Source organism: Streptomyces sp. 5-10, assembly GCF_014712245.1.
Lineage (GTDB): Bacteria > Actinomycetota > Actinomycetes > Streptomycetales > Streptomycetaceae > Streptomyces > Streptomyces violaceusniger.
Genome location: NZ_JACVYG010000076.1, coordinates 17,316 through 41,291, shown reverse-complemented (window position 1 = coordinate 41,291; position 23,976 = coordinate 17,316). Strand labels below are relative to the sequence as shown.

Annotated in this window: 16 protein-coding genes; 6 read left to right on the top strand and 10 right to left on the bottom strand. The window is 72.4% G+C overall.

Going from position 1 to position 23,976, the window contains the following annotated elements:
- Both IEJ02_RS44105 and glnA2 read right to left on the bottom strand, forming a co-directional pair.
- The coding region (locus tag IEJ02_RS44105; RefSeq protein ID WP_191069935.1) for a bifunctional [glutamine synthetase] adenylyltransferase/[glutamine synthetase]-adenylyl-L-tyrosine phosphorylase at positions 1 to 2,302 on the bottom strand (2,302 nt) is incomplete at its 3' end.
- 163 nt (positions 2,303 to 2,465) lie between these two features.
- Positions 2,466 to 3,827 carry a gamma-glutamylpolyamine synthetase GlnA2 gene (gene glnA2, locus IEJ02_RS44100; protein WP_137977659.1) on the bottom strand — a complete coding sequence of 454 codons (1,362 nt, stop codon included), beginning with the start codon at positions 3,825 to 3,827 and terminating at the stop codon, positions 2,466 to 2,468.
- 459 nt (positions 3,828 to 4,286) lie between these two features.
- On the opposite strand from glnA2, the gene IEJ02_RS44095 reads away from it, so the two are divergent.
- Complete coding sequence (locus tag IEJ02_RS44095; protein WP_191069934.1) at positions 4,287 to 6,080, top strand: multicopper oxidase family protein; 1,794 nt, start codon at positions 4,287 to 4,289, stop codon at positions 6,078 to 6,080.
- A gap of 72 nt (positions 6,081 to 6,152) precedes the next feature.
- Positions 6,153 to 7,907: an NAD+ synthase gene (locus IEJ02_RS44090; protein ID WP_191069933.1), complete on the top strand. Its 1,755-nt coding sequence runs from the start codon at positions 6,153 to 6,155 to the stop codon at positions 7,905 to 7,907.
- A 132-nt stretch (positions 7,908 to 8,039) separates the two neighbouring features.
- Here the strand turns inward: IEJ02_RS44090 and IEJ02_RS44085 are convergent, their stop codons facing one another.
- From IEJ02_RS44085 to IEJ02_RS44065, 5 genes are all read right to left on the bottom strand, one after another.
- Entirely contained in the window at positions 8,040 to 8,819 is a 780-nt protein-coding gene (locus IEJ02_RS44085) for an alpha/beta fold hydrolase (RefSeq protein WP_191069932.1), read from the bottom strand.
- A gap of 1,454 nt (positions 8,820 to 10,273) precedes the next feature.
- On the bottom strand, positions 10,274 to 11,479 hold the full coding sequence (locus IEJ02_RS44080) for an MFS transporter (protein ID WP_191069931.1): 1,206 nt from the start codon (positions 11,477 to 11,479) through the stop codon (positions 10,274 to 10,276).
- Positions 11,480 to 11,660: 181 nt separating this feature from the next.
- A complete protein-coding gene (locus IEJ02_RS44075; RefSeq protein ID WP_191069930.1) occupies positions 11,661 to 12,686 on the bottom strand; it encodes an endonuclease/exonuclease/phosphatase family protein in 1,026 nt (341 codons plus the stop codon).
- 176 nt (positions 12,687 to 12,862) lie between these two features.
- Positions 12,863 to 13,471 (bottom strand): TetR/AcrR family transcriptional regulator, encoded by a 609-nt coding sequence (locus IEJ02_RS44070; RefSeq protein ID WP_191069929.1) that lies wholly within the window; start codon positions 13,469 to 13,471, stop codon positions 12,863 to 12,865.
- Positions 13,468 to 15,093, bottom strand: a complete 1,626-nt coding sequence (locus tag IEJ02_RS44065) for an MFS transporter (RefSeq protein ID WP_191069928.1) — start codon at positions 15,091 to 15,093, stop codon at positions 13,468 to 13,470. The genes IEJ02_RS44070 and IEJ02_RS44065 overlap by 4 nt, the downstream gene beginning before the upstream one ends.
- Before the next feature lie 228 nt (positions 15,094 to 15,321).
- Here IEJ02_RS44065 and panB point away from each other — a divergent pair, with 228 nt between their 5' ends.
- The 3 genes from panB (at position 15,322) to IEJ02_RS44050 (ending at position 18,362) form a co-directional block, all read left to right on the top strand.
- A complete protein-coding gene (gene panB, locus IEJ02_RS44060) occupies positions 15,322 to 16,182 on the top strand; it encodes a 3-methyl-2-oxobutanoate hydroxymethyltransferase (RefSeq protein WP_191069927.1) in 861 nt (286 codons plus the stop codon).
- A gap of 345 nt (positions 16,183 to 16,527) precedes the next feature.
- Positions 16,528 to 17,541 carry an ATP-binding cassette domain-containing protein gene (locus IEJ02_RS44055; protein ID WP_191069926.1) on the top strand — a complete coding sequence of 338 codons (1,014 nt, stop codon included), beginning with the start codon at positions 16,528 to 16,530 and terminating at the stop codon, positions 17,539 to 17,541.
- Positions 17,538 to 18,362, top strand: coding sequence for an ABC transporter permease (locus IEJ02_RS44050; protein ID WP_275561767.1), 825 nt, complete (start codon positions 17,538 to 17,540; stop codon positions 18,360 to 18,362). The genes IEJ02_RS44055 and IEJ02_RS44050 overlap by 4 nt, the downstream gene beginning before the upstream one ends.
- A 156-nt stretch (positions 18,363 to 18,518) precedes the next feature.
- On the opposite strand, the gene IEJ02_RS44045 is transcribed toward IEJ02_RS44050, so the two are convergent.
- Positions 18,519 to 21,896 carry an ATP-binding protein gene (locus IEJ02_RS44045; RefSeq protein ID WP_191069925.1) on the bottom strand — a complete coding sequence of 1,126 codons (3,378 nt, stop codon included), beginning with the start codon at positions 21,894 to 21,896 and terminating at the stop codon, positions 18,519 to 18,521.
- A 42-nt stretch (positions 21,897 to 21,938) separates the two neighbouring features.
- On the bottom strand, positions 21,939 to 22,493 hold the full coding sequence (locus IEJ02_RS44040; protein WP_191069924.1) for a Uma2 family endonuclease: 555 nt from the start codon (positions 22,491 to 22,493) through the stop codon (positions 21,939 to 21,941).
- Positions 22,494 to 22,646: 153 nt separating this feature from the next.
- On the opposite strand from IEJ02_RS44040, the gene IEJ02_RS44035 reads away from it, so the two are divergent.
- Positions 22,647 to 23,444, top strand: coding sequence for a site-2 protease family protein (locus IEJ02_RS44035; RefSeq protein ID WP_137977667.1), 798 nt, complete (start codon positions 22,647 to 22,649; stop codon positions 23,442 to 23,444).
- Between the two features lie 211 nt (positions 23,445 to 23,655).
- On the opposite strand, the gene IEJ02_RS44030 is transcribed toward IEJ02_RS44035, so the two are convergent.
- Entirely contained in the window at positions 23,656 to 23,847 is a 192-nt protein-coding gene (locus tag IEJ02_RS44030; protein ID WP_191069923.1) for a hypothetical protein, read from the bottom strand.
- Between the last annotated feature and the right edge of the window lie 129 nt (positions 23,848 to 23,976).

Sequence of the window (23,976 nt, the reverse complement as noted above, 5' to 3'; positions counted from 1 at the left end):
GGGTCGCGGCGTTCAGATCGGAGAGGGCGTCGCCGACCATGTCGATCAGCATCGCGTCGTCCACGGGCGGTTCGGCGGCGGGGGCGGCGGGCCGGGCCGGCACATGGGGTTCGGAGTCCCGCAGGGCGCTGGGGACCTCGGGCGCCTTGGCCGGTGCGGGGGCGGCCGCCCCGGTGGCCCGGCCCGGCGTCCGATCGCCCGACGGCGGCCAGCTCACGGTCGGGCGCACCTCGCCGTTGGCCAGCCGGGCGCTCTCGATGATGTCCGCGGCCGCCGTACGGAACATCTCGCGCCGCCGCACCCCGCGCGCCGCCGCGACCGCCTGCTCGGCGCCGTCGGCGCGGCCGACCGCGGCCAGCACCTCCTGCTCCAGATGGGCCCGGCCGCGCGGGCGCAGCCCCTCCGGGTCGCCGAGCAGGGCGACCGCCTCGGGGGCGCGCAGCAGCAGGTCGGGGGCGAGCCGTCCGGCGGAGAGCACCCGGGCCAGGTTCTCGGCCGCGGCGCCCTCGTCGCGCAGCAGCCGCAGGTACCAGGGCGTCTTGCCCAGCGCGTCCGAGACCTTGCGGAAGCCCAGCAGCCCGGCGTCCGGGTCGGCGGAGTCGGCGAACCAGCCCAGCAGCACGGGCAGCAGCGTCCGCTGGATCGCCGCCTTACGGGTCACGCCGGACGCCAGGGCCTCCAGGTGGCGCAGCGCACCGGCCGGGTCCGCGTACCCCAGGGCGGTGAGCCGCTGACCGGCCGCCTCGGAGCTGAGCCGGATCTCACCGGGCTGGAGCTGGGCGACGGCGTCCAGCAGCGGCCGGTAGAAGAGCTTCTCGTGCAGCCGTCGCACTTCGCGGGCGTGCCGCCGCCAGGCGGTGCCCAGCTCGGTCACCGGTTCGGTGCGGAACCCCAGCGACCGGCCGAGGCGGCGCTGGTCGGCCTCGCCCTCGGGCATCAGATGGGTGCGGCGCAGCCGGTAGAGCTGGAGGCGGTGCTCCATGGTGCGCAGGAAGCGGTACGCGGCGTCCAGCGCGGCGGCGTCGGTGCGCCCCACGTAGCCGCCGGCGGCCAGGGCGGCGAGCGCGTCCAGCGTCGTACCGCTGCGCAGCGACTCGTCGGACCGCCCGTGCACCAACTGCAGCAGCTGGACGGCGAACTCGACGTCGCGCAGGCCGCCCGGGCCCAGCTTGAGCTCGCGGTCGACCTCGGACACGGGGATGTTCTCGACCACGCGGCGGCGCATCTGCTGCACGTCCGGGATGAAGTTCTCGCGTTCGACGGCCTGCCAGACCATGGGCGCGAGCGCGTCCACGTACGCGTGGCCGAGCGCGGCGTCGCCCGCCACCGGACGGGCCTTCAGCAGCGCCTGGAACTCCCAGGTCTTGGCCCAGCGCTGGTAGTACGCCAGATGGCTGGAGAGCGTGCGCACCAGCGGGCCGTTGCGCCCCTCGGGGCGGAGGTTGGCGTCGACGGGCCAGATGGTGCCCTCGACGGTGACGTCGGAGCAGACGCGCATCAGCCGGGAGGCGAGCCGGGTGGCGGCCCGCACCGCCTCGCCTTCCTCGACGCCTTCGACGGCCTCCGCCACGAAGATCACGTCCACGTCGGAGACGTAATTGAGCTCGCGGCCGCCGCATTTGCCCATGCCGATCACGGCCAGTCGGCAGGCGGCGGCGTCCTGCGGCTGCTCCTCGGCCGCGATCTCCAGCGCGGCCCGCAGCGTGGCGGTCGCCAGGTCGGCCAGCTCGGCGGCCGTCTGGGTGATGTCGGTGGTGCCGCACACATCGCGGGCGGCGATGGCCAGCAGCGCCCGGCGGTAGGCGACGCGCAGCGCGTCGGGCCGGGGCATCCCCGCCCCGGGCGCGCCCCAGACGCCCTCGGCCAGGGCCCGCTCGAACTCGGGGGTGGCCGGGTGCAGGTCGGCCGGCTCGTAGGTCACCAGGGCGTGCCAGTCGCCCGGGTGGCGGGCGAGGTGGTCGCCCAGCGCCTCGGAGGCGCCGAGCACGCCGAGCAGCCGGTCGCGCAGCGGTTTGGCGGTGACGAGCGTGTCCAGCAGCGCCTGCCGCGAACCGGCCCGCTGCCCACCGTCCTCCTTCTCCGCCGCGGCCTCCTCGGGCAGCGCCTCGACGAGCCGGACGAGCCCGAGCAGCGCCAGGTCGGGGTCGGCGGTCGCGCCGAGCGCCTCCAGCAGCACCGGATCGCTCCGCACCGCGGCCAGCTCGGGCGCGTCCAGCAGCCGCTGCGCGGCCGAGGCGTCGGTGAAACCGTGCCGCAGCAGCCGGGTGATCGTGCTGCTCCTGCGTCCCTGCGGTACGGCCATCCCGCCGCCTCCCGTCCCTGGTCGACTCCGCGCCGCCCGACCACGCGGACCCGTGATCAAAGGCGCCGCTGACGAGCCTAAGCGACCCTGCGGGCGAAGCGGCAGGTCCGGGCGGCGACGAGCGGCGGGGCGGACACGGCCCGCGCCCGCCCGCGTCCCACGGCTACAGCACCGGGAGGTTCTTCCGGAGCTCGAACGGGGTGACCTCGGAGCGGTACTCCTCCCACTCCTGCTTCTTGTTGCGCAGGAAGAAGTCGAAGACATGCTCCCCGAGCGTCTCGGCGACCAGTTCGCTGCGCTCCATCAGGTCGATCGCCTCGCCCAGGTTCTGCGGAAGGGGCTCGATGCCGAGGGAGCGGCGTTCGGCGTCGGAGAGGGCCCAGACGTCGTCGTCGGCGCCGGCCGGGAGTTCGTAGCCGCCCTCGATGCCCTTGAGGCCGGCGGCGAGGAGCACCGCGTAGGACAGGTAGGGGTTGGCGCCGGAGTCCAGGGAGCGGACCTCGACGCGGGTGGAGCCGGTCTTGCCGGGCTTGTAGAGGGGGACGCGGACGAGGGCGGAGCGGTTGTTGTGGCCCCAGCAGATGTAGGAGGGGGCCTCGCCGCCCGCGCCGGCGGTGCGCTTGGAGCCGCCCCAGATGCGCTTGTAGGAGTTGACCCACTGGTTGGTGACGGCGGAGATCTCCCCGGCGTGGCGGAGCAGCCCCGCGATGAAGGAGCGGCCCACCTTGGAGAGCTGGAACTCGGCGCCGGACTCGTAGAAGGCGTTCCGGTCGCCCTCGAAGAGGGAGAGGTGGGTGTGCATGCCCGAGCCGGGGAACTCCGAGAACGGCTTGGGCATGAAGGTGGCCTGCACGCCCTGTTCCAGCGCGACCTGCTTCATGACCAGGCGGAAGGTCATGATGTTGTCGGCGGTGGAGAGCGCGTCGGCGTAGCGCAGGTCGATCTCCTGCTGGCCGGGGGCGCCCTCGTGGTGGGAGAACTCGACCGAGATGCCCATCGATTCGAGCATGGTGATCGCCTGGCGGCGGAAGTCCATGCCGATGTTCTGCGGGGTGTGGTCGAAGTAGCCGGAGGAGTCGGCGGGCACCGGGCGGGTGCCGTCCACCGGCTTCTGGTTGAGCAGGAAGAACTCGATCTCGGGGTGGGTGTAGAAGGTGAAGCCGAGGTCGGAGGTCTTGGCGAGGATGCGCTTGAGGACGAAGCGGGGGTCGGCGAAGGACGGTGAGCCGTCCGGCATCAGGATGTCGCAGAACATCCGCGCGGTCCCGGGGGCCTCGGCGCGCCAGGGCAGGATCTGGAACGTCCCCGGGTCCGGCTTGGCGATCATGTCGGACTCGTAGACCCGGGCGAAGCCCTCGATCGCGGAGCCGTCGAATCCGATGCCCTCGTCGAAGGCGCCCTCGAGCTCGGCCGGCGCGACGGCCACGGACTTCAGGAAGCCGAGCACATCGGTGAACCATAGCCGCACGAACCGGATGTCGCGCTCTTCGAGCGTGCGGAGCACGAACTCCTGCTGCTTATCCATGGTCCCCAATCCTTGCAGGTCAAACGGCTCTTTGCGCGGGCGCGGGGCACCTCCCGCATCCCCAGTATCACGCGGTGGCATTTCACGGAGGTTTCATCCGGTCGCTCCGGTCTCCCCTCACCACGATGGGTGCACGATGGGTGCGTCACCACGATGGGTGCATCGTACTTTCACCCGGCCGGTCCCGGACCCGACCGTTCTGCCCCCTCCGTGGCGCCTGCCGGGGCTCCATACCCCTTGGGGGTAGGCTGCCGATGAAACGATGATCAAACGGTCAGATGATGATCTGAACGGTCAGAACGGTCAGATGGAGGCGGCGATGCACCGAGGCCCCTCGCCCCTGAGCCGATCGCTGATGCGGCGCATAGAGCGGCGCGTCGGCCGCCCGCCCTCCCGGCGGGGCGGTGGACGCGCCGAACCTCACGCATCCGGCACACATCAGCATTGGGGTACCGACTCATGCACGAAAAGACTCGCCGTGCCGTGCTCGGCACGGGCATCGCCGCCGCGGGCAGCGGTCTGCTCGCCGCCTGCGGCTCCCCCGGCCCCCGCCCCCGCGCCGGAGGCCCCGACGGCACGGACGGCAACGCGATGGGCGCCCCCGCCAGGCCCGGCGCGCCCGCGGACGACACCCCGGCGCAGTACGTCTCCCCCCACGGCCCGGAGGTCGCCGCGGCCGAGCGGCGGCGGGGCCCCGGCCCGGTGCGCACCTTCCGGCTCACCGCCACCGCGACCACCCTGGACATCGGCGCCCGCAAGGTGACGTCCTGGGCGTACGAGGACCAGGTGCCGGGCCGGGAGATCCGGGTGACCGCGGGCGACACGATCGCGCTCACCCTCGCCAACAACCTGCCGCAGTCCACCACGCTGCACTGGCACGGCGTCCGGCTGCGCAACGACATGGACGGCGTCCCCGGAGTGACCCAGCGGCCGATCAAGACCGGCGCCGCCTTCGACTACCGCTTCACCGCGTTCTACCCCGGCACGTACTGGATCCATCCGCACTCGGGCGTCCAGCTGGACCGGGGGCTGTACGCACCGCTGATCGTGGAGGATCCGCACGAGCCGCTGACGTACGACAAGGAGTGGGTCGTCGTCCTGGACGACTGGCTCGACGGGGTGGGCGGCCGCACCCCGGACAAGGAGTTCGAACGGCTCAACGCGGGCAAGGGCGGCGCGGTCGGCCATGCGATGGACGACGACTCGATGGACGACGACTCGATGGACGGGGGCTCGACGGACGGCGGCTCGACGGACGGCGGCTCGACGGACGGGGGCGGCAAGCGCGGCGCCAAGGCCAAGGCCACGGCCACTACCAAGGCGACAGCGAAAGCCACGGCCAAAGCCACGGCGACAGCCAAGGCCAAGGCCACGGCCAAACGCACCGCCGCCGACGGCGCCAAGCGCGACCACGCCCGCCCCACCACCGCGCGGAAGAAGGCCGCGCCCATGGAGAGCCGGCTGCTGGGCGGCCACGCGGGCAATGTCACCTACCCCTATTACCTGGTCAACGGCCGCACCCCCGAGTCCCCGCAGGTCTTCCGCGCCAAGCGCGGCGACCGGGTCCGCATCCGCATCATCAACGCGGGCGGCGACACCGCCTTCCGCGTCGCCCTCGGCGGCCACCGGATGACCGTCACCCACACCGACGGCTACCCCGTCGTACCGGCCAAGACGGACGCGCTGCTGCTGGGCATGGGTGAGCGCTACGACGTGCTGGTCACCGTCAAGGACGGGGTCTTCCCGCTCGCCGTGATCGCCGAGGGCAAGGGGCGGTCCGCGATGGCGGTGCTGCGCACCCGTGGCAGGAACCCGGTGAAGTTCCCGCGCCCCAAGGAGCTGGACGGCGAGCTGCTCACCGCGGACCGGCTGAAGGCGGCGGAGGACGTCCGGCTGACGCCCAAGGAGCCCGACCGGATCATCCGGATGCGGCTCACCGGATCGATGCGGAAGTGGGACTGGGCGATCAACGGCCGGCCGTACGACCCCTCGCAGCGCTACCCGGTACGGGAGGGCGAGCGGGTGCGGATCTCGTTCATCAACGGCACCGACATGTGGCATCCGGTCCATCTGCACGGCCACACCTTCGCGCTGCCGGACGGCGGCCCCCGTAAGGACACCACGGTCCTGCTGCCGCACCACAAGGTGAACGTGGACCTCGACGCCGACAACCCGGGGCTGTGGATGGTCCACTGCCACAACGTCTACCACTCGGAGTCCGGGATGATGACCATCCTCGGCTACCAGAAGTGAGGCCGAGCGTGACCGGCGTGAGAAGGGAGACACCCCCGGCTATCGCGTCAGACAGACGATTACACTGGGCGCGTGCCTCAACTTCGCCTCGCTCTGAACCAGATCGACTCGACCGTCGGCGACCTCGACGGCAACACCGAATCGATACTCCACTGGACCCGGCACTCCGCCGAGCAGGGCGCCCATCTGGTGGCGTTCCCCGAGATGGCGCTGACCGGCTATCCCGTCGAGGACCTGGCGCTGCGCTCGTCCTTCGTCGAGGCGTCGCGCGCCGCGCTGCGCTCGCTCGCCGAGCGGCTGAACGCCGAGGGGCTGGGCGAGGTGCCGGTGGTCGTCGGCTACCTCGACCGCAGCGAGCGCGCCCGGCGCTACGGCCAGCCGGCCGGCTCACCGCAGAACGCGGGCGCGGTGCTGCACCGGGGCGCGGTCGTCCTGACCTTCGCCAAGCACCATCTGCCGAACTACGGCGTCTTCGACGAGTTCCGCTACTTCGTGCCCGGCGACACCCTGCCCATGGTGCGCGTCCACGGCATCGACGTGGCGCTCGCCATCTGCGAGGACCTGTGGCAGGACGGCGGCCGGGTGCCGGCCAGCTGCTCCGCGGGGGCCGGACTGCTGCTGTCGATCAACGCCTCGCCGTACGAGCGGGAGAAGGACGACACCCGGCTGGACCTGGTGCGCAAGCGGGCCCAGGAGGCGGGCTGCACCACCGCGTACCTGGCCATGATCGGCGGCCAGGACGAGCTGGTCTTCGACGGCGACTCGATCGTCGTGGACCGGGACGGCGAAGTCATCGCGCGCGCCCCGCAGTTCGCCGAGGGCTGTGTGCTGCTCGACCTCGAGCTGCCCGCCGCCGACCCGGGCTCGGTCCCCGAGGGGGTCGTGGACGACGGGCTCCGCGTCGACCACGTCACCCTCTCCGCCGACCCGCTGCCCCGCTACGAGCCGGAGCTCGCGGGCGGCGAGGCCGAGCGGCTGGGTGACGACGAGGAGATCTACACGGCGCTGGTCGTGGGGCTGCGGGCCTATGTGGCGAAGAACGGTTTCCGCAGTGTGCTGATCGGGCTCTCCGGCGGGATCGACTCCGCACTCGTCGCCGCCATCGCGTGTGACGCGGTCGGCGCGCAGAACGTGTACGGCGTCGCGATGCCCTCGCGCTACTCCTCCGAGCACTCGATCGACGACGCGGCCGAGCTGGCGCGGCGCACCGGGCTGAACTTCCGTACGGTCCCGATCGCCCCGATGTTCGACGCCTATATGGGCTCCCTGAGCCTCACCGGGCTGGCCGAGGAGAACCTGCAGTCGCGGCTGCGCGGCACGATGCTGATGGCGATCTCCAACCAGGAGGGCCACATCGTCCTCGCCCCGGGCAACAAGTCCGAGCTGGCCTGCGGCTACTCCACGCTCTACGGGGACTCGGTCGGCGCGTACGGCCCGATCAAGGACGTCTACAAGACCTCCATCTTCCGCCTGGCGAAATGGCGTAACCGTGCGGCGGAGGAGCGGGGCCAGACCCCGCCCATCCCCGAGAACTCGATCACCAAGCCGCCGAGCGCCGAGCTGCGCCCCGGCCAGGTCGACACCGACTCGCTCCCCGACTACGACATCCTCGACCGGATCCTGGAGCTGTATGTCGACCGTGACCAGGGGCGCGCGGAGATCGTGGCGGCGGGTTACGACGACACTCTGGTGACCCGGATCCTGCGGCTGGTGGACACCGCCGAGTACAAGCGCCGGCAGTACCCGCCGGGCACGAAGATCTCCGCGAAGGGTTTCGGCAAGGACCGCCGGCTGCCCATCACCAACCGCTGGCGGGAGCGGGTCTGAGGCTCTTGGGCGGCGTGACGCGCGGGCGCCGCGCTATGACTGCGCCTGGGCGTCTGACTAGGCCTGGGCGCCGTCTGACCAGCGTCTGATCTACGCCCGGGCGCCGCCTGACTACGCCGGGGCGCCGCCCGACTACACCCGGGCGTCCAGGAACGTCCTGATCAGGCCCAGCCACGCGGCGGGCGCCTCCGCGAACGGCAGATGGCCGGACGCCAGCTCGGCGAAACGCGCCCCGGGAATCCCGTCCGCCACCTGGCGGTGGTGGTACGGCGTGGCTATCGCGTCCTGCGTCGTGGAGATCACCAGGGTGGGCACCCGGATCCGGCCCAGGTCCTCGCGGACGTCGATCCGGCCGACCAGCTCGACCTGGTCGATCGCGCCGGGCGGCACGGAGGCGCGGGCGCCCTCGATCACCGTGGCGAGCTCCTCGGGCGTCATCCGGTCCAGATAGTCCGCGCCCGCGCCGATGAGCGCCGTCCAGCGGGCGGCCGCCTCCTGGCCCCCCGAACGGAGATGGCGCAGCCAGTCGTCCACCAGGAGCCGCATACGGGCGCTGGGGTGAGCGAAGGTCGCGGTCAGGACCAGCGCGGTGACCCGCTCCGGATGACGGGTGGCGGCGCGCAGGGCGACCGGGCCGCCGAGGGAGTACCCGGCGATGGCGAAGGTCTCCAGGCCCTCCTCGACGGCGGTGGCCACCAGTTGGTCGGCCAGGGTGTCGAGGTCCAGCGGGCCGCTCGCGCGCGGGGTGCGCCCGGAGCCGGGGTAGTCGGGGCCGACCACGCGGTGGCGCTCGGCGAGGCCGTCCAGGATCGGGCCGTAGTTCCCCTCGATCGAGCCGGTCCCGCCATGGGCGAGCAGCAGCCCGGGTCCGGTGCCACGGACGATGCGGGCCAGGGGTGAGGTGCTGGTCATCAGGTCTGTCCTTACGTCTGACGGCTGATGACGGGGACGCTAAAGCCTCACATAGATGTCAAAGTCAAGCCCACCGGGGCCGCGTGGGCGCCGGATCTTTCCCCTCCCCGCCCCTTCCCGAAACTGGGGCTGAAGCCCCAGACCCCGGAGGACCAGGGCCCCACCAAACCGGGGCCCCAACCCCGAAGGGCCAGGGCTCCACCCCAGCCCTCGAACCGGGGCTCCGCCCCAAACCCCGAATCAGAGCTCCGCCCTCAAGACCCCGGAGTCCAANCAACCCCGAAGGGCCAGGGCTCCACCCCAGCCCTCGAACCGGGGCTCCGCCCCAAACCCCGAATCAGAGCTCCGCCCTCAAGACCCCGGAGTCCAAGGGCGAAGCCCCTGCCACGCGGCGGAGCCGCATGCCACGAGAAGGAGCGAAGCCCCAGCACGGGGCCTGGGGTGGAACCCCGGCTCGGGGCCAGGAGCAGAGCCCCGGCATGGGGCCTGGGGCGGAACCCCGGCACGGGGCCAGGGGCGGAACCCCGGCACGGAGCCAGGAGCAGAGCCCCAGCACGGGGCCAGGAGCGGAACCCCGGCACGGAGCCAGGAGCAGAGCCCCAGCACGGGGCCAGGAGCGGAACCCCGGCACGGGGCCAGGAGCGGAACCCCGGCACGGAGCCAGGAGCAGAGCCCCAGCACGGGGCCAGGAGCGGAACCCCGGCACGGGGCCAGGGGCGGAACCCCGGCACGGAGCCAGGAGCAGAGCCCCAGCACGGGGCCAGGAGCGGAACCCCGGCACGGAGCCAGGAGCAGAGCCCCAGCACGGGGCCAGGAGCGGAACCCCGGCACGGAGCCAGGAGCAGAGCCCCAGCACGGGGCCAGGAGCGGAACCCCGGCACGGAGCCAGGAGCAGAGCCCCAGCACGGGGCCAGGAGCGGAACCCCGGCACGGAGCCAGGAGCAGAGCCCCAGCACGGGGCCAGGAGCGGAACCCCGGCACGGAGCCAGGAGCAGAGCCCCAGCACGGGGCCAGGAGCGGAACCCCGGCACGGAGCCAGGAGCAGAGCCCCAGCACGGGGCCAGGAGCGGAACCCCGGCACGGAGCCAGGAGCAGAGCCCCAGCACGGGGCCAGGAGCGGAACCCCGGCACGGGGCCAGGAGCGGAACCCCGGCACGGAGCCAGGAGCAGAGCCCCAGCACGGGGCCAGGAGCGGAACCCCGGCACGGAGCCAGGAGCAGAGCCCCAGCACGGGGCCAGGAGCGGAACCCCGGCACGGGGCCAGGAGCGGAACCCCGGCACGGAGCCAGGAGCAGAGCCCCAGCACGGGGCCAGGAGCGGAACCCCGGCACGGAGCCAGGAGCGAAGCCCCAGCTCGGGGCCTGGGGCGGAGCCCCGGATTCGGGAAGGGGCGGGGAGGGGAACAGCCCGCCGCAGGCGTCACGCCCCGCCCCGGAACCCCCGGAACGCCCAGCTCAGCCCACCTCGGACATCTGCGGCAGCGCCTCACTGCTCGCCACGACCCGCGAGCCACCCCCCGGAGCCCGATCCGTCAGCCCCGCGATCAGCGCGATCGCGAGGCCGATCACCGCGAGCACCGCGCCGACCAGCGTCGGGGAGGTCCAGCCCCAGCCCGCCGCGATGGCGACGCCGCCGAGCCACGCGCCACCGGCGTTGGCCAGGTTGAAGGCGGAGTGGTTGGAGGCGGAGGCCAGCGTCGGGGCGTGCTGGGCCTTGTTCATCACCAGCATCTGGAGCGGCGTGGTGGTCATGAAGCCGACCGCGCCCAGCACCACCACCGACAGCAGCGCCGCCCACTTCACATGCACCGTGAAGTCGAAGACCACGAGCACGGCGGCCAGCGCCGCCAGCGAGCCGTAGAGCGTCGACCGCAGCGCCCGGTCGGTCAGCGGACCGGCGACCAGGGCGCCCAGCGTCATGCCGATGCCGAACAGCGCCAGCACCAGGGTGACCGTCGACTCACCGAACCCGGTGACCTCGGTCATCATCGAGGCGAGGTAGCTGTAGACGGCGAAGACGCCGGCGAAGCCGAAGACGGCGGTGAGCAGCCCCAGCAGCACCTGGCGGTCGCGCAGCGCGCCGAGCTCCTGGCGCAGCCCGCCGTGCTGCTCGTGGGAGACCTGCGGCACGAGCCGGGCGAGCGCGGCCATGGCGACCACGCCGATCGCGGCGACGACCAGGAAGGTCGCGCGCCAGCCGAGGTTCTGGCCGAGCAGGGTGGCCACGGGGACGCCGACGATGTTGGCGATGGTCAGCCCGAGGAACATGGTGGCGACCGCGCGGGCCCGCCGGTCCTCGGTCACCAGCCGCGCGGCGACCACCGCGCCGACGCCGAAGAACGCGCCGTGGGGCAGCCCGGCGAGCACCCGGCCCGCGATCAGCAGCCCGAAGTTGGGGGCGAGGGCGGAGGCGAGGTTGCCCACCGTGAAGAGCGCCATGAGCAACACGAGCATCCGCTTGCGCGGGATACGGGAACCGAGGGCGGTCAGCAGCGGAGCGCCCACCACGACTCCGATGGCGTAGGCGGAGACGAGGTATCCGGCCGTGGGCACCGAGGTGTCCAGATCATGCGCGACATTGGGCAGCAGGCCCATCATCACGAATTCGGTAGTACCAATGCCGAAGGCGCTCACAGCAAGGGCGAGCAGGGCCAGGGGCATGAGAGACCTTTCAAACGAAGGAGAAACGTGCAGGGATGCATATGTTCTCTAGCTGAACAAAGTCTCTCACGCAGAATGTTCCCGAGGTGATCCCCAAGATGAACGGCACGTAAGATCTCGCCGGGTGACCCGTGAGCTATGTCACCCGACGACCCCGGGCGGCATGGGCCCGGTAACCGGCTCAGTAGTCGACCGACGCCGCCACCGGAAGGTGATCGCTCCCGGTCCTGGGCAACGCCCACGCCGAGACCGGATCCAGCCCCCGCACCATGATCTGGTCGATCCGCGCCATCGGGAACGAGGCGGGCCAGCTGAAGCCGAAGCCGTCGCCCGCCGCGCCCTGGGCGGACCGCATCTGCGCGGTGACGGGGGCGAGCGCGCGGTCGTTCATGGTGCCGTTCAGATCGCCGAGCAGGATCACCTTGTGCAGCGGCTCCCGGGCGATGGCCTGGCCCAGCGCCTCGGCGCTGTCGTCGCGCTGCCCGGCGGTGAAGCCCGCGTTGAACTTCACCCGCACCGAGGGCAGATGGGCCACGTAGACGCCGACCTCACCGCGCGGGGTGGCGACGGCGGTGCGCAGCGCCCGCGTCCAGCCCAGCTTGATGTCCACCGGCTTGGTGCCGGACAGCGGGTACTTGCTCCACAGCCCCACCGTGCCCTGCACGGTGTGGTAGCGGTACGTGCCCGCCAGGGCCCGCTCGTACGTCGGCACGGCCGAGCTCGTCAGCTCCTCCAGGGCCACCACATCGGCGCCCGAGGCGGCCACGTCCTTCGCGGTGCCGGTCGGATCGGCGTTCTCCGCGTTGACGTTGTGGGTGACGACGGTCAGGTCGCCGCCGCTGCCGGACTTGTCGGAGAACATCAGCCCGCCGAAGAGGTTCAGCCAGACGGCGACGGGCAGCACCAGCGCCAGCACGGCGCTCGCCGACCGCCGCACCAGGCCGAGCACCAGCAGCACCGGCAGGAGCAGGCCCAGCCACGGCAGGAAGGTCTCCAGCAGCGAGCCCAGGTTGCCCACCCGGTTGGGGACATCGGCGTGGAAGATCATGACCAGGGCGAGCAGGACCGCGATCGCCGCCAGCACCAGTCCGCGCCGCCAGATGCCCCGATCGTTCCGGAACCGGTCGAACAGGCGGCCGATCCGGGAGCCCGATTGCTGGGGCGCGTCCCCGAGCTGTCCCGTCTCCTGCGTGTACGCCTGCGTCATTCGCTGTCCCTCACTGCCTCAACTGCCGCGCCTTGGACTACGACCCTAGGTGATGACCAGGGCTTTTCCTGACGCCCCCGGTGGGGTGCTCCCCGTCCGAGGACGAGGGGACGACGGCCGCGAGTTCCACATCCCGGCCCGGGAGGGGGTGTTGTGACACAACAGGCACAAACCGCTCAGCGGCGTGGGGAGACCCCTTCGAGGACCGTGTCGACAATCCGTTCGGCCAGCCCCTCGGGCAGTTCCTTCCACTCGTGGAGCATCGCGCGGGCGAGCATCGGGCCGGTGAAGAGGTCGGCGAGCAGCTCCAGATCCACGTCGGAGCGGATCTCACCGCTCTCCCGGCCCCGCCGCAGCACGGCGCGCAGGCTCGCGCGGCGCGCCGCTATGACGTTCTCGTCGTAGGCCCGCCACAGCTCCTCGTGCGCGTGCATCTGGGTGATGACGCTGCGCAGCAGGGCGGAGTTGCGCTTGGCGAGCCCGCGCCGGCGCATGAACTCCAGGATGGTGACGAGGTCGTCGCGCACCGAGACCCCGGCCGGCTCCGGGCTGGGCTCCTCCAGGGAGCGCAGCACATCGAGCATCAGCGCGTCCTTACCGGGCCAGCGGCGGTAGACGGTGGCCTTGCCGACCCCCGCCTCGCGGGCGATCCCCTCGATCGAAAGACCGCCGACCGAGGCGCCCTCCTCCAGCAGCCGCAGCGCGGCCTCGATGATCGCGGCGTCGGTGGCGGGGCTGCGGGGGCGGCCGCGGAGCCTGGGCGCGGAGCTCTCCGGTGCGGTCATCGGTCGGCCGACGCCTCCTGTCGCGCATGCGGCCGCCCGTCGTCGGGGGCCTGGCCGGAGCCTTCCTTGCCGGGCAGGAAGGCCAGGACGACCAGCGCGCCGAGGACGGCGACGCCCGCCGAGCCGAGGGCGGTGATGTGCATGGCGTGGACGAAGGCGTCCCGCGCCGGGCCCACCAGCGCCTGGCCCCTGGGCCCCAGCTTCTCGGCGACCCCCATGGTGGCCTCGACGGACTCGCCCGCCGAGCGCTGTACGGACTCGGGCAGTCCGGGCACGGCGGCCAGGGTGTCCCGGATGCGGTCGCGGTAGGCGGTGGAGAGCACCGAGCCCAGCACCGCGACCCCGAGCGCGCCGCCGACCTGCCGGAAGGTGTTGTTGAGCGCCGAACCGGAGCCGGCCTTCTGGCGCGGCAGCGCCTGCATGATCCCGGTGGTCACCGGCGGCATGATGTGCGCCATTCCGGCGCCCTGGGCGAAGAACAGCACCTCGAGCACGACGATCGGGGTGTCCACGCCCAGCAGCAGGAACCCCGACATGGTGGCGGCCACCAGCAGCATTCCGCCGGTGCACACCGCGCGGGCGCCGAACCGCTCGACGACCAGCCGGGCGCGCGGGGCGAAGATCAGCTGCGCCACGGCCAGCGGCAGGATCAGCAGCCCGGATTCGAGGGCGCTGTAGCCGCGCACGCTCTGGGTGTAGAAGACCATGAAGAAGGTCACGCCCATGAGGGCGAAGAAGACCAGGGCGACGGCGGCGATGGCGGCGGAGAAGGCGGGGTTGCGGAAGTAGCCGACATCGATGGCCGGGTGGTCGCTGCGCTTCTCGTGCACCACGAACAGGGCCAGGACGGCGAGCCCGGCGGCGATCGAGCCCAGCACCTGGGCGTCGGTGAAGTCGGCGAGCTGGCCGCCCTTGATGATGCCGTAGACCAGCAGGACGAGCCCGACCACGGACAGCAGCACGCCCAGCGGGTCCACCCGGCCGGGCGCCGGGTCCCTGGAGTCGGGGACGAGCACCACCATCGCGATCAGTCCGACGATCACGATCGGCACATTGACGAAGAAGACCGAACCCCACCAGAAGTGCTCGAGCAGCAGTCCGCCGGTGATCGGGCCGATGGCGATGGCCAGCCCCACCGCGGCGACCCAGATGCCGATCGCCTTGGCCTGCTCCTCGCGTTCGAAGACATTGACCAGGATGGCGAGGGTCGCGGGCATCACGAAGGCGGCGCCAAGGCCCATGAGCGCCCGGAACCCGATGAGTTCACCGGGCGACCCGGAGAAGGCGGCGAGCACCGAGCCCATGCCGAACACCGTCATCCCGCCGAGCAGGACCTTCTTGCGGCCGATCCGGTCGCCGAGGATCCCCGCGGTGAACAGCAGCCCGGCGAAGACCAGCGTGTAGGAGTTGATCGCCCATTCGAGCTGGCTCTGGGTGGCGCCGAGCCCGGTGGGCTTCGGCGAGGCGATGGTCTTCATCGCCACGTTGAGTATCGAGTTGTCGAGGACGACGACCAGCACGCTGAACATCAGGACGACGAGGATCGCCCAGCGCCTGCGGTGGATCGCCTCGGGGACGCCGGACCCGGCCGGCGCGCCCTGGGTGCTGGATGGGCTTGCCATGCCGCCCAGGCTAGGCGACTTACGATACGAGACCGTCTCGTATTGGAAAATCTTTGCGAGGCCTTGGGCCGACGGGCCGTGGACGGGCGGGCCGGGGACGGGCGGGCCGGGGACGGGCGGGCCATGGACGGGCGGGCCCACTTTCGCCCCGGCGGGAGCCGTGCCAGCATGGGGTTGGTCCGGGGACGCCGTCAGGGCGCCTCGAGATGAGGAACAGGAGCCGTAGCGATGACGCACGTCAGTCCTGCGCGAAACCAGTCCGAGAAGGCGCTCTACGGGGGCACGGGCTCCCGCCGCATCACCGTCCGTGACATCGCGGCCGCCAAGGAGCGCGCCGAGAAGTGGCCGATGCTCACCGCCTACGACGCGATGACCGCCTCCGTCTTCGACCAGGCGGGCATCCCGGTGCTGCTGGTTGGCGACTCGATGGGCAACTGCCACCTGGGCTACGAGTCCACCGTGCCCGTCACCATGGACGAGATGGCGCTGCTGTCCGCCGCCGTGGTCCGCGGCACCCGGCGCGCCCTCGTCGTCGGCGACCTGCCCTTCGGCTCGTACCAGGAGGGCCCGGTCCAGGCGCTGCGCAACGCCACCCGCCTGGTCAAGGAGGCGGGCGTGGGCGCGGTGAAGCTGGAGGGCGGGGAGCGCTCCGCCCATCAGATCGAGCTGCTGGTCCAGTCCGGCATCCCGGTCATGGCACACATCGGCCTGACCCCGCAGTCCGTCAACGCCTACGGCGGCTACCCCGTCCAGGGGCGCGGCGAGGAGGCGGCCCAGCAGCTGCTGCGGGACGCCAAGGCGGTGCAGGACGCGGGCGCCTTCGCGGTCGTTCTGGAGCTGGTCCCGGCCGAGCTGGCCGCCGAGGTGACCCGGTCGCTGCAGATCGCCACCGTCGGCATCGGCGCCGGTCCGGACTGCGACGCCCAGGTGCTGGTGTGGACGGACATGGCGGGCATGACCGACGGCCGGGTGCCGCGCTTCGTCAAGAGTTACGCCCAGCTGCGCCAGGGCCTGGGCGACGCGGCGCGGGCCTTCGCGGAGGACGTCGTCGGCGGGGCCTACCCGGCCGAGGAGCACTCTTTCCACTAGGAGGTGTGCGACGGGTCCTGCCGCCTGCGGCGGGCCACGCGGCGGAGCCGCATATCGGTGCTTTCCCCTACCCGCCCCTTCCCACAACCAGGGGCTCCGCCCCTGGACCCCGGACGCCCTTCGGGCGTGTCCTCAATCGCCGGACGGGCTGACAATCAGCCCCTCCGGCGATTGAGGAGCGGGGTCTGGGGCGGAGCCCCAGTTGTGGGAAGGGGCGGGTAGGGGAAAGTCCACCGGGCCCCACGAGCCACTGCGGTACAACGACAGCCCGCCGATCTTCCCCCGTCGGCGGGCTGTCTGCCGCTTGTCGGTGGTCTGTCGGTGACGGCTGACATCGTGGGCGGCATGACGCGACGGGAACACAGGATCAGGGACGGCAACGCCGTCGAAGTTCGGGGGCTGGTCAAGCACTTCGGTGACACCAAGGCCGTCGACGGAGTGGACTTGGACGTGCCGGAGGGCACCGTCCTGGGCGTGCTGGGCCCCAATGGCGCCGGTAAGACGACACTCGTCCGGTGTCTGTCCACCCTGCTGGTGCCGGACGCCGGCACCGCGGTGGTGGCCGGGTACGACGTGGTGCGCCAGCCCCGGCAGCTGCGCCGCACCATCGGGCTGACCGGGCAGTACGCCTCGGTCGACGAGAAGCTCCCCGGCTGGGAGAACCTCTACATGATCGGGCGGCTGCTCGACCTCTCCCGCAAGGAGGCGCGGGCCCGGGCGGACGCCATGCTCGAGCGGTTCTCGCTCACCGAGGCGGGCAAGCGGCGGGTGCGCACCTACTCCGGCGGTATGCGCCGCCGGCTGGACCTGGCCGCGTCCATGATCGGCCGGCCCTCGGTGCTCTATCTGGACGAGCCGACCACCGGTCTGGACCCGCACTCCCGCAACGAGGTGTGGGACGAGGTCCGGCGGATGGTCGCCGACGGCGCCACCGTGCTGCTGACCACCCAGTACATGGAGGAGGCCGAGCAGCTCGCCGACAATCTGACGGTGATCGACCGGGGCCAGGTCATCGCCAACGGCCGGGTGCACGAGCTCAAGGCCAAGATCGGCGGCCGCACCCTGCAGATCCGCCCGTCCGACCCCGGTGAGCTGCACCGCATGGTCGGCGCCATCAGCCAGGCGGGGCTCGACGGCATCGGTGGCGCGATCGCCGACGTCGAGGAGGGCCAGGTCAATGTGCCCATCGCCAGCGATGAGCAGCTGACCGCCCTGATCGGTCTGCTCGGTGAGCGCGGCTTCGCGATCGCCGGGATCCACACCCAACTGCCCAGCCTGGACGAGGTCTTCCTGGCCATCACCGGCCGGAAGGCGTCCACACCGCAGGACGACAAGAAGCTGGAAGAGGTCGCCGCGTGAGTACGGCCACGATGACCGCGCCCGTGGGGGGAAAGAGCGACGGCCGGATCGGCCTCCGCGCCAATCTGCGCCACATCGGCGCGCTGGTGCGGCGCTACACCATGCAGATCAGGTACGAACCGTTCGCGATGTTCGACGCCCTGGCGATGCCGATCGTCTTCGCGCTGCTGTTCACCTATGTCTTCGGTGGCGCGATGACGGGCGGCAACCGCTCCGAGTACGTCAACTACTTCATTCCCGGTCTGATGGCGATGGGCGGGCTCAACATCGCGATGTCGATCGGCATCGGCGTCAATGACGACTTCAGCAAGGGCGTCATGGACCGCTTCCGCACGATGCCGATCGCCCGCTCCTCGGTGCTGATCGCCAAGCTGATCGTGGAGAGCGGCCGGATGCTGGTGTCCACCATCATCTTGCTGATCATGGGCTTCATCATGGGCTTCGAGCTCGAGACCGGGCCCCTGGAGCTGCTGGCCGCGGTGGCCCTGTCCGTGGTCTTCGGGTCCTCGCTGACCTGGATCTTCATGCTGCTGGGGATGTCGCTGAGCACCCCGCAGGCGGTCAGCGGCATGGGCTTCCTGGTGATGATGCCGCTGCAGTTCGGCTCGTCCATCTTCGCCCCGACCGCCACCATGCCGGGGTGGCTGCGGTCCTTCACCGAGTACAACCCGCTGTCCCGGCTCGCGGACGCCGCACGGGCGCTGACCAGCGGCCATGGCGCGGTGGCCGAACCGGTGATGGTGACCCTGGGCTGGGCGGTGGCCCTTACGGTGGTCATCGCACCGCTCGCGGTGCGCAGGTTCCGCAACAAGACGAGCTGAACGGTCCGCGGACCCAACCGACCGTCCGTGGAGCCGAACAACCGGCCGGGCGCGTTCTGTGGGGGGACGCGCCCGGCCGGTTGTCGTCGCCTTGTCGTCGCCGCCGGGCCCCGGACAGGCCGGGGCCCGGACGGGCCGGGCTCCGGACGGGCCCGCTCAGAGCAGCGCGGTGGCCTCCTCCAGCGTGAGCCCGGTGCCCTCGGCGTAGGCCCGCTGGTACGCGGCGTCCCCGAGCTCGGCCCGCGCCGCGGCCTCGGTCCGCTCCCGGCCCGTCCGCTCGACGGCGGACTCCCGGTGGTAGTAGGGCTTGCGCAGCGCGTCGTACGCCCCCACCAGCCGCGCCGCGGTCCCGGCCCGCTCCGCGCCGCCGAGGCCGCCCAGCGCCTCGGCCCCGGTGAGCAGCTGGGTCACCGGGATGTGCGGCGCGATGAGGTCCGTCATCCGGCCGGCGGTCTTCGCCAGCGCGCCGCGCACGCTCTCCAGGGCGTCGCCCGGCCGTCCCTCCAGCAGGTCCAGCCAGGCCAGCATCCCCTCCACCATGCCCACGAACAGCCGCAGCGACCGGGCCTCGAACTCACCGTGCAGCGTGACCAACAGGGCCCGCGCCTCGGTGAGGCGGCCGGTGGATCCGTAGCGCAGCGCCAGATGGATCCGGGCGTACGACAGCGCCTCGGCGCCCACGTGCTGCCGCTGCCCGACCACCTCGCGCAGGATCCGCTCGCCCTCGGCGGCCTCCTCCTCGTCCCCCAGCTCCACGAAGACCCCGGCCAGCCGGGAGCGGAGGAACAGCACCTGCTCATGGGCCCCGAGCTCCTGGGCGCAGCGGATCGCCGCGCGGTAGTCCTCGGCCGCGGCCGCGCCCTCGCCGCGCTGTTCCCGTGTCTCGCCGCGGCCGGCCAGCGCCTCCGCCGTGCCCCATACGTCACCGAGCCGACGGAAGATCTCCAGGGCCTCGTCGGCGTCGCGGATCGCGCCCTCGTGCTCACCGTTCCGCTCGTTGTGCACCCTGGCCCGCAGCTGGAGGTTGAACGCCAGCTCCCACTCGTAGCCCAGCTCCCGGCAGGTGCGCACCGCCTCGTCGGCCATCCCCCGCAGCAGGGCGAAGTCCCCCTTGAGGACCACCGCGAAGAACCACAGGACGCCCGGGAGACGGCAGCTCTGGGGCAGCCCCGGCCGGTAGGCGGAGACGATGCCCTCCAGCTCGCGTTCGGCGCTGGCGCCCACCATGGCCTGGAGGTCGCCCTCGATGTTGGACAGTGCGAACAGCCGCGCCCCGCGCCGGGCTTCCTCCAGCAGCTCGGGCGCCATCGGCGGCGGGGCGGCGATACAGCTGACGTACAGCGGCGGCGCGGGGGTCACGGGCGGTGCGAAGGGGCTCGGCCCGAGCTCGGCCGCGGCCGTCGCCCAGTGGTGGGCCTCGGCGCGGTGGCCGCGCAGATGCCAGAACCAGCCGAGCGAGAGCACCAGGCACAGCGCCTCCTGCTCGTCGCGGGCGGCCACGGCCCGGCGCAGCGCGGTGCGCAGGTTCTCGTGCTCGGTCTCCAGCTTCAGGAGCCAGTGGCGCTGCGCGGGGCCGCGCAGCAGCGGGTCGGCGGTACGGGCCAGCTCCCGGTAGGCGACCAGATGGCGGCGTTCGACCGCGGCCCGCTCGCCGGACTCGTCCAGCCGCTCCGCCGCGTACTCGGCGACGGTCTCCAGCAGCCGGTAGCGCATCTCCCCGTCCGTCGTCCCGTCCGTCGTCCCGTCCGTCGTCCCGGGGTCCGTCCCGGGCGCGGTGACGACAAGCGATTTATCGACAAGGGAACCGAGCAGGGCGGCCACATCTCGGGGGTCCACGGCCCCGGCGCGCTCTTCGACGTCCCCGCACACCGCCTCCGCCTCGGCCAGCCCGCAGCCGCCCGCGAAGACGGACAGCCGGGCGAGCACGGTGCGTTCGGGGGCGTCCAGCAGGCCCCAGGACCAGTCGACGACCGCGCGCAGCGTCTGCTGGCGGGGCAGCGCCGTACGGCTGCCGCTGGTCAGGAGGCGGAACCGGTCGTCCAGGCGGTCGGCGAGCTGCCGCGGGGTGAGCAGCCGCAGCCGCGCGGCGGCCAGCTCGATCGCCAGCGGCAGCCCGTCGAGGCGGCGGCAGATCTCGGCGCACGCGGCCGGGTCGTCCTCGGTACGGAAGCCGGGCCGGGCCGCCGCGCCCCGGTCCTGGAGCAGCCGCAGCGCGACGGGGTCGGGCAGCGGCTCCACGGGACGCACCAACTCGCCCGGGACGGCGAGGGGTTCGCGGCTGGTGGCCAGGATGGTGACCCCGGGGCACTGGGCGAGCAGGGACTCGGCGAGGTGGGCCGCGGCCGCCACGAGGTGTTCGCAGTTGTCGAGCACGATCAGCATCCGGCGCGGCGCGCAGTGCTCGATGAGCCGGGCGCGCGGATCGTGCAGCGTCGGGTCGGTGGCGGCGCGCAGCCCCTCGGCCGTCGTGCCGAGGATGACCGTCTCGCGCGCCCCGAGCGCGCTGAGGACCGCCTCCGGAACGGTCTCGGGGTCGTCCACGGGCGCGAGCTCGGCCAGCCACACCCCGTCCGGCCAGCCGGGCGCGACCGCCTCGGCGACCTCCTGCGACAGCCGCGTCTTCCCGGCCCCGCCGGGCCCGAGGAGGGTGATCAGCCGGTGCTCGGCCAGGTCGCCGCGCAGCGCCGCCAGATCCGTCTCGCGCCCGACGAAGCTGGTCAGCCGGGCCCGCAGATTGCCACCGCCGGTGCGGGCGGAACCGGCCGGTACGGGCTCCGGCGAACCGGTTCCCGACGGCCCGGGCGCCCCCTCACCGGTCGCCGCCAGCAGCTCGGCGTGGAGCGCCCGCAGCTCCGGCCCCGGATCGGCGCCCAGCCGCTCGGCGATCTCCGTACGGATCGCCTCGTACGCGGCCAGCGCCTCCGCCACCCGGCCCACGTCCCGCAGGGCGCGGATCCGCAGCGCGTGCAGCGGCTCGTCCAGCGGGTGGGCGTCGCAGAGCCCGGTGAGCGCGGGCAGGGCGTGGTCGGCACGGCCGAGGGCGAGGTCGGCGGCGAGCCGGGCGCGCCGCGCGCCCAGCCGTCGCGCCTCGGCGCGGGCGGCGGGCGCGGTGGCGTCCGGCAGATCGCTGAGCGCGGGCCCGCGCCACAGCGCGAGCGCGGCGTCGAGCAGATCGACGGCCTTGGCCGGATCGCCGTCGGCGAGGGCGCGGGCGCCCTCCTCCGCGAGCCGTTCGAAGCGGTGCAGATCGACGTCGTCGGGGTCGGCGCTCAGCCGGTACCCGCCCGGAACGGACTCCACGGCGTCCTTGCCGAGCGCCCGCCGCAACCGCCCGACCAGCGCCTGCAGCGCCCCGTGCTCGTCGGCGGGCGGATCGGTGTCCCAGATCTCCCCGATGAGCGCCCCGCTGGTCCGCGCCCGCCCGGGCGCCAGCGCGAGCGCCGCCAACAGCGCACGCAGCCGCGCCCCGCCGACGTCCACGGGGGTGCCGTCGTCATGGCGGGCCTGGGTGGTGCCGAGGATGCCGTAGCGCACGGGCCCATTGTTGTCGATGCCGCACGCTGCGAGGCATCGGCCTCAGGCTCGCACCACCCGCACGAACTCCGATGAGTCGAGGACCAGCGTCTGGTCGTCCACCGGGATCTCGATCTTCTCGCCGAAGGTGCCGGTCTCGGTGTGCCGGTAGCTCCCGTCCTCCGGGCGGGTCAGCAGCGTCCAGCGGCCGGTGAGCACGTTGACGACGAGGTACGCCTCGATGCCGCGCAGTGCGTAGTGGTCGGCCTTGGTGCTGTAGTCGCGCTCCTCGCTCTCCGGGGAGACGACCTCGACGACGAAGCGGAGCAGATCTTCCGGGAACTTGCTGTCGTCTGGGAGCACCTGGTCGCTCGGCACGGCAGAAACATCCGGCTCCGGGCTGTAGCCCTCCCTCGGCGGGACCACGCTGAACTCGCCGACCGCTGTCCAGCCCGGCAGGCGCTCCTCGATTTGGCTGGCGATGCGCCTCTGGGTCGTCCAGTGCGCTTGGGTAATGGGTACCAACGTCAGTCCGTTCCTGGTCAGCCGCAGCCGCATGCTTCGAGGCAGCCGAATCTGCTCGTGCAGTTCCACCGCCCGGTCCTCCATGATCGTCATGCTTCCTCCCTGGCCAGGTTGTTCTCAGACTAGCCGCTGGGTAGCCCTCCCGCGTGGCGCTGATCACATGCGTTCCCTCTCGTCCGGAACTCGCCGCACACTGATCACCGTTCTTCCGTCAGTGCCCACCTCCCCGTACGGAGACCCCACCCGATGACCACCGCAGTCAGCCGCCGTGACCGGCGCATCAGCCCCGTCTTCCTCGGCCTGTTCGCGATCATGGTCGTGTCCGCGTGGGCCGTGTGGACGGAGTACTCCGCGAGCCCCGGCTTCGCCGTGTTCCTGTTCGTGGTCTCGGGCTGGATCGTCTCCCTCTGTCTGCACGAGTACGCCCATGCGCGCACCGCGCTGCACGGCGGGGATTTGACGATCGGCGCGAAGGGCTATCTGACCCTCAACCCGCTGAAGTACACCCATGTGGCGCTGAGCATCGTGCTGCCCGTGATCTTCGTGATCATGGGCGGGATCGGGCTGCCGGGCGGGGCGGTCTTCATCGAGCGGCACCGGATCCGGGGGCGGTGGAAGCACAGCCTGATCTCGGCCGCGGGGCCGCTGACGAATGTGCTGTTCGCGGCCGCGCTGACCGCGCCGTTCTGGCTCGGCGCCACCGACCGGGTGCCGGAGCTCTTCCGCTTCGCGCTCGCCTTCCTGGCGCTGCTCCAGGTCACGGCGGCGATCCTGAACTTCCTGCCGGTGCCGGGCCTGGACGGGTACGGGGTGATCGAGCCGTGGCTGTCCTACCGCATCCGGCGCCAGGTCGAGCCGTACGCGCCGTTCGGACTGCTCGCGGTCTTCGGGATCCTGTGGATACCCGAGGTCAACCAGGCGTTCTTCGCGGCGATCGACGCGGTGATGCGGGCGCTGGGTGTATCGGAGTGGGACACCTACTGGGGACAGGAGTTCTTCCGCTTCTGGCAGGGCGAGCCCGATATCGCGGGTTTCCGCTCCTAGGGGGCGCCTGCGGCGGGCTTGTTCCCCTCCCCGCCCCTTCCCACAACTGGGGCTCCGCCCCAGACCCCGCTCCTCAAGCGCCGGAGGGGCTGATTTCAGCCCGTCCGGCGCTTGAGGACACGCCCGAAGGGCGTCCGGGCTCCTGGGGCGGAGCCCCAGGTTGTGGGAAGGGGCGGGGAGGGGAACAGCCCGCCGCAGGGGCCCCGTGGCCTCAGCCCGCCGCGCCCGTGCTGCTCTCGCGGTCGGCGCGGGCCTTGCGGAGGTAGTACCAGGCCATGTTGGACGAGATACCGGCGATCAGGATCCAGACGACGCCGAGCCAGCTCCCCCGCGCGAAGGACACGACGGCCGCGGCGATCGCGAGCACGCAGACGGCCAGGGTGCAGAGGGCGAGGCGGGGCATGGGGTCGGCTCCTGTCGGGGGGTGTGTCGCTCCCCGCCATTGTCCCCCATGCGCCCCCGGAGGAGCCGGGCGCCCCGGGTGTGGGCGGGCGCGCGGGGCCGCCCACAGACGTCCGCCCGCAGGGCCGTC